6 protein-coding genes are annotated in these 6,792 nt (G+C 68.8%); all 6 read right to left on the bottom strand.

Annotated features, from left to right (window positions below; translation table 11 throughout):
- Positions 1-1,226, bottom strand: a 1,226-nt coding sequence (locus WA944_RS05005; protein WP_526646469.1) for a PPE domain-containing protein, incomplete at its 3' end; no start/stop codon positions are given.
- Entirely contained in the window at positions 1,226-2,623 is a 1,398-nt protein-coding gene (gene eccE / locus WA944_RS05000) for a type VII secretion protein EccE (RefSeq protein ID WP_526375920.1), read from the bottom strand. The genes eccE and WA944_RS05005, both read right to left, overlap by 1 nt.
- Positions 2,620-3,966, bottom strand: a complete 1,347-nt coding sequence (gene mycP, locus WA944_RS04995; protein WP_526375922.1) for a type VII secretion-associated serine protease mycosin — start codon at positions 3,964-3,966, stop codon at positions 2,620-2,622. The genes eccE and mycP overlap by 4 nt, the downstream gene beginning before the upstream one ends.
- A gap of 239 nt (positions 3,967-4,205) precedes the next feature.
- Positions 4,206-4,463: an HPr family phosphocarrier protein gene (locus WA944_RS04990; protein WP_163887554.1), complete on the bottom strand. Its 258-nt coding sequence runs from the start codon at positions 4,461-4,463 to the stop codon at positions 4,206-4,208.
- 46 nt (positions 4,464-4,509) lie between these two features.
- Positions 4,510-6,498, bottom strand: coding sequence for a PTS fructose transporter subunit IIABC (locus WA944_RS04985; protein WP_526610687.1), 1,989 nt, complete (start codon positions 6,496-6,498; stop codon positions 4,510-4,512).
- Positions 6,499-6,521: 23 nt separating this feature from the next.
- On the bottom strand, positions 6,522-6,792 hold a 271-nt coding region (locus WA944_RS04980; protein ID WP_526646467.1), incomplete at its 5' end, for a PfkB family carbohydrate kinase.

The following is a 6,792-nucleotide window of genomic DNA, read 5'->3' as shown; positions in this document are numbered from 1 at the left end:
CTCGGGTCTGTGGGCAGCCTCGGGTCGCCTTTGGCCCCCGGCATTGCGCCACCCGGTTGACCCGCGCCAGGGGATCCGCCGCCGGGAGACCCGCCGGGCTGGCCCCCACTCGGTGCTCCGCCGCCCTGCTGTCCACCCTGCGAGGCACCTTGCTGCGCTCCCTGCTCCGCCGCCGACATCGGTGACACAGCCGGTTGTTCCGTGGCCGGTGCCCCTTCCGGCGACTGACCCCCACCACCTGGCTGCTGGGCACCGATGCGCCCCTCACCTGGTTCTCCGGCCGGTACGCCCCGACCACGTGGATCGCCGTTGCCGGTGACCGGCGTGGTGGGCGCCGTGGAGTTCGGCCGAGGCTCCGGCGGCGGCACCTGTGTGGGATTTCCTGTTGCGGCGTATGTTTCGCGAACGGCCTCTGACTGATGCTGAAGCTGCTCCATCTTCAGGCTGAGAGTGCGGGCCGCACTGCCGCCGGCGGCGATGGCTGCGGGCATCTGGGCTTCCAGCGCCTTGTACTCCACCCGAATCGGCTCGTGCGTCGAGCGGGCGGTCTCGTGGGCGGCGGCCAGCGTAGTCGCCTGCGCGGCGAGTTGCTCCCACTTGCCGGCCAGTTCGACCAGCCAACCCCCGAACCGTTGAAACTTCGTGTAAGCAGCATCAGCCGCGGCGCCTTCCCAGTTCTCGATCTTGATCTGGAACGGTTGCGCTGCTCCGAGAAGCGTTGTCGCATTGGCCGACCACGCTGTGGCCGCGGCCCGCAGAGAGGCGGCGTGATCGCCGCCGTTGAGCAGCATGTCGGCCCGCTTGACGTCGACGAACCCGTCCTGGTCGGCTGTCACGGGTTGAAACGGAGCCATCGGACCGGGGGCGGTCGGCTCGGGCACACTGTTGGATCCGACCGGGACGGGGGGCGGCGGCGCAGGCGACGGCCCACCGGGAATCGTGGCGTCGATACTGGCTTTTGCTGCATCGTCGACGCGGCGGTACGCGCCCCCGACCAGTCGGAGGGTGTCGGCCAGTCGGCGGCTCTCCTCGATGCCGTACTTCTGGTAATCGGCAAGCGCCGCAGCGTTCTTGGAAAGGTTGGTCACCGCAGTAGAGGAAGCCTGCAGCGAGTCCGGGCGGCTCAGTGACACCTCGCCAGGATCAGCACCCCACGGGATGTCATCGACGATGCGCGCCTTGCGATCCAGATCGTCAGGGTCGACCTTGAATTCGTCCCCCGCCATTACCCCTCCAGAACCATCTGGTAGCGACTCTCCTCGCGTGGGTTGATCAATCGAATGGGTAGCTGCTTGTGCCGCGGAGTGTCGATGAAGTTGTTGCGCAGCATCACTCGGCCGATTCCCGGATGGGTTCCCAGGTAGGTCGTGGCGTTCGGCCAGGCGACTTTGGCTTCCGGGCCGATACGTGCGTTGATGTAGCCGGCGAACTCCCGAAACTGCGGAGTCAGGGTGACGACCGCACCCGCTGCGGCCGAGCGCACGACGAACTGGGTGAACAATCGGGCGTCGCCGAGGTTGATGCTGGCGTCGACGTCGTCGAACGGCATGTACACCGGATAGCGGTCGGCGGTCTCACCCACCAGCACTCCCGCCGACCCGATCGGAAGCTCGTAATGCCGGTCGGTGACCGGGCTCTCGCCCAGCAGGGCAGCCCGCTGCCCACCGTGGAGACATGAGAATCCCCGCGGCGTGGACGGCTGTGCCAGCGTGGTCAACAGCACGGTGGTGGTCGGGGCGACGCCGGGAGCGATGCGCACCCGTGTCAGCGTGTGGTCCGCCCGCGCAGACCACCAGGTGTCGGGCCCGCCCGCCGCGGTGTAGGCGGCGGTGAATGTGCTGCGGCCCTTGATCATCGACCAGGTTTCGCGCTCGAAGCTGATCTCGGTGGCCCTGTCGTAGTCGTCGAAGCTGCGGGCGGGTCGGGCGTCGATACCATTGCTGGCCAAGTGATCTGCGATCCGCGTCGTCGACGCAACCAGATACTGCGCCAGGCCCGAGACCCCGCTGTCGCGGCGCAACGCCGACTTTCGGGTGATCTCGGGATCGGCGCGCAGCAACAACCACGTTCGCCGGTTCGCCGGCGCCGGGTAGGGGCCGACCACCTGCTCGTAGAGTGCCACGAGCGCCGCGGGCGCGGTCTTGCCGACGCGGTATCCCGCCGACACCATGTCGGCTTCCAGGTCCGGGCAGAAGCCGGTCAGCAGGTCCTCGACCAACCGGGTGTGGACGACATCGTCGGTGAACGCCTCACCGTTGACGATCACCGTCGGGGTGAACGGGCGGGGGACCAGCTCGATCGCCGACACCATGTGGTCGCCTTGCCAGCGCACCGCGACATGGTCACCCGGCATCACGGTCGCACCGACCGCTGGTTCGGATGGCGGCGCCGGGGGCTGCCGGTGCCGTCGTCGCCATGCGAAGAGGGCGGCGACCCACCCCGTGGCCCGGCGACCGCGCACCGTCAGCACCGACGCGAGCCCGATCAGAACGCCCAACGGGATGCCCAACCACAGCATGTCGAGTTCGGAGAACAGCATGATGCACGCCGGGATCAGCGCCACCGCCCACAGCGCTTGGCCGGTGGTGAACCGCAACCCGAACACCGAGAGGAACTTGGTCATCGGCGCCTCAGCGCCCGTCTGGCCAACGCCCCGATACCGAGCAGCGCCGCGAGGCTGGTACCGACGACGACCACCCCGGTGATCGGCGCGCGGTCGGGAGGCGGAATGTGCACTGGCGCAGGAATCTCCTTGACCGTGTAGGGGATGTCCGCCGGCCCGGCCGGGACGTCCCACGTCAGCGCGGCGACCGGATCGATGACACCGGCGCCGACAACGTTGTCCACGCCGCCGCCCGGATGTCGGGCGGTCGCGGTGATCCGGTTGATGATCTGTGCCGGCGTCAGGTCGGGGAAGCGCTGTTTGAGCAGCGCCGCCAGCCCCGACACGTACGCCGCGGAGAACGACGTGCCGCTGATCGGGATGGGGCCGTCGTCACCCTGCAGCGCGTTGACGGGGTTGCCGTCGTAACCCAGCGCCACCAGGTTCTCGCCCGGCGCGGCGGCCCCGACCCAGGGGCCTTGCATGGAGAACCCGCTGGGTTGGCCGTTGGGGGCGATGCTGCCCACAGTCAGGATCAGCGGCGAGTACCAGGCCGGAGAGACGATGGTCTGCACCTCCTGCCAGCCGCGCGGGTCGGCAGGCACAGCCGGGTCCGGCGGAGGGTTCTGCGTACAGTCCCCGCCCGAATTGCCCGCGGCGACAACGATCGTCGTGCCCTTGACGTTGACGGCGTAGTGAACCGCGGCACCGACGACCCGTTCGTCGATCCGGCGGGTCACCTTGTAGCAGGCGGCCTCGCTGATGTTGATGACCTGCGCGCCGATGTCGGCGGCGTGCACGATCGCCCGGGCTAGGCTGCGCAGCGAGCCCGCGGTCTGCGTGGCGTTGGGGTCGTTCGGGTCGTTGCGGGCGCCCACCGGCGAGAAACTGTCCGATGTCTGCCGCAGCGACAGGATCCGGGCGTCGGGTGCCACCCCGATGAATGCATCTGTCGGAGCAGGCCGTCCGGCGATGACGGCCGCGGTCAGGGTGCCGTGTGCGTCGCAGTCGGACATCCCGTCGCCGGCCTGGTCGACGAAGTCGCCGCCGGGCTCGGCCGGGACTCGAGGCGAACCGTTCACCCCGGTGTCGATCACCGCCACAGTTACCCCGGCACCCGTTGCGAACTTCTGCGCGTCGGCCAGCCTGAGGTAGTCATTGGGCCACGGCCTGTCGGCGAAGTTCGAGTTCGGGAACACCGTCGGTGCGGCACAGATGCGGCGCTGCTCCATCGGCTGGTCCGGCCCGGTCTCATCCGGTGGGATGGCTGCGGGGTCGATGACCGGAGGTTCGATCGCCCCGACCGGGGGAGCCGTCAGGAGCACCAGGATCAGTGCCGAAAAAAGCGCACCTAACCGGCGCACGCGTCGTCACCCCCCGAAACACCCGACCATCGAACTGTGTGCCGACACACCCGCAGCAAACTTAATGCTGCCGCCGGGGCCACACAAAAATTTGAGTCGAGCGTACTCGCCGATTGCACCAGGCAATCGTAAGGGGGTCCCGAGAGGGGTCATTCCGCTTTCTTGCGCCGGAACTGCATTCCAGCAGGTGCGCACTCGCAGATTGCCTGCTGGAATACCGTTCCGGCGGGGGGTGGGACCTAGGCGTCGAGGTCCTGCTCGACCAGGTCGGCGACGGTGTTCAGCGCGGCCTCGTCTTCTGACTCCACGGTCACCTCGGCGCCCTTGCCGGCGCCCAGGGTCATGATCATCAGCGCCGAACCGGCGTCGACGGGTTCACCGCCGTCCGTCGACAGCGTGACCGGAACACCGGCGTTGACGACGGCCTCGGCGATGATGGCGGCCGGACGGGCGTGCAGGCCGATGGCCGAGCCGACGATGACGGACTTGCTGGGCATGGGTTCTCCTTGTTTTGTTGGTGAGGTTGTCGGTGAGGTGTAGCGGTCAGGCGGCAACGAGCTCGGATTCTTGCTTGGCGCCGGGCTTGATGAACTGCTTGGCGGCGACGACCGCCAGTGCGGCGGCGACCATCCCGGCCAGGATCGCGATGATGAAGCCGAACTTGTTGTCGATCGCGAACAGCACGAAGATGCCGCCGTGCGGTGCCCGCGAGGTCGCGCCGAAGGCCATGCACAGCGCGCCGGTGATGGCTCCGCCGAACATCATCGACGGGATGACCCGCAACGGGTCGGCCGCCGCGAACGGGATGGCGCCTTCGGAGATGAACGTCGCACCGAGAAGCCAAGCGGCCCGGCCGTTCTCCCGCTCGGGCTCACTGAACAGCCCGGGCCGGATGGTGGTGGCCAGCGCCATCGCCAGCGGCGGCACCATGCCGGCCGCCATCACCGTCGCCATGATCTCGAACGACGCGGTGGTGGCTGCCGCCAGCCCGGCGGTGGCGAACGCGTAGGCGGCCTTGTTGACCGGCCCACCAAGGTCGAAGCACATCATCAGGCCGAGGATGATCCCCAGGAAGATCGCCGACGTGCCGGACAGGCCGCTGAGCCATTCGGTCAGGCTGGTGTTGACCCAGGCCAGCGGGCGACCGATCAGGAAGAACATGATCAGACCGACCACGAGCGACGCGAACAGCGGGGTGATGACCACCGGCATGAGGCCGCGAAGCCATTGCGGCACTTTGAGGTTGCCGATCCACAGCGCCGCGAAGCCGGCGATCACACCGCCGACGATGCCGCCGATGAAGCCGCCGCCGATGAACACCGCCAGCGCGCCGGCGGTGAATCCCGGTGCGATACCGGGCCGGTCGGCGATCGCGAAGGAAATATAGCCGGCGAGAGCCGGGACCAGGAAGCCGAACGCCAGCCCGCCGAGGGTGAACAGGATCGCCCCCAGGTACTGGACGAACCCGCCCGGGGGCAGGTCGGTCAGCGAGTTGTTCAGCGCGATGTCATTTCCGGTCTCGGTGATGTCGTAGCCCGCGAACAGGAAGCCCAGCGCGATCAGCAGACCGCCGGCCGCGACGAACGGGATCATGTAGCTCACGCCGGTCAGCAGGATCTGGCGCGTCCGGGTGCCCCAGCCGACATTGCCTGACGGAGTGTCCTCGGCAGCTCCTACGGATCCCTCTACTCGGGCTGCGTTCGGATTGTCCGCTGCGGCAACGGCTTCGGCGACCATCTTGGCCGGTTCGTTGATCGCCCGTTTCACGCCGGAGGCCACCACGGGCTTGCCGGCGAACCGGCCCTTGTCCTTGACCCCGACGTCGGTGGCGAAGATGACGGCGTCGGCTTTGGCGATGGTCTCGGCCGGCAGCGGGGTGCTGCCCGAGGAGCCCTGGGTCTCCACGACCAGCGTGACGCCGGCTTCCTTGGCCGCGGCGGACAGCGCGTCGGCGGCCATGTAGGTGTGCGCGATCCCGGTCGGGCAGGCGGTGATCGCGACGATCGACTTGGCCGGCTTCTCCTCGGCGGGAGCCGCGGGCGCGCTCGGCGCCGCCGCGGTTGCGGGGTTGACCACCCCGTCGACCAGGTCGACGATCTCGGCGGCGGTGCCCGCGGTGCGCAGCGATTCGACGAAGTCCTTGCGCACCAGAGCCCTTGCCAGACTGGACAGCAGCTTCATGTGCTCCTGGCCGCCGGAGTCGGGTGCCGCGATCAGGAACGCCAGGTCGGCCGGGCCGTCGGGCGCGCCGAAGTCCACCGCGGGGCGCAATCGGGCGAACCCGATCGTCGGGGAGTCGACGTACGGCGAACGGCAGTGCGGGATCGCGATGCCGCCGGGCAACCCGGTCGCGGACTGTTCCTCGCGGGCCATCGCCGCACCGATCAGCCCGTCGGCGTCGTTGGTACGGCCCGCGGCGGCGAGGCTGCCCGCCAGCTTGGTGATCACCGCTTGCTTGTCACCCTCGACATCGGTGTCGAGCAGCACCAGATCCGCGGTGATGATCGGTGGGGAGGAGGTGGAGCTAGTCATGGCACTACTCTCGTCTTTCGTTGTCACTGGTTGGCAGGAATCGGTGAGATCGGGGAAACCTGAACCGCATTCAGGTCGACCTCGGCGGGTGAGGGCAGCGTGGTCCCCGGTAGAGCGGCCGCGGCGCTGCCGTAGGCGACGGCCATCTGCAACCGCTGAGGCGGCACCGCCCCACCGGCTTCGGCGCGGACGTACCCCGCCAGCGACGAGTCGCCGGCGCCCACGGTGCTGCGTGGGACGATCGGCGGCGGTGTGGCCATCCAGGCGCCGTTCTGGTCGACCAGTACCGCGCCG

It is taken from the genome of Mycobacterium sp. (genome assembly GCF_049683355.1).
Taxonomy (GTDB): Bacteria; Actinomycetota; Actinomycetes; order Mycobacteriales; family Mycobacteriaceae; genus Mycobacterium.
The sequence above is the reverse complement of the archived record's forward strand: the minus strand, read 5'-3'. Positions and strand labels throughout refer to the sequence as shown.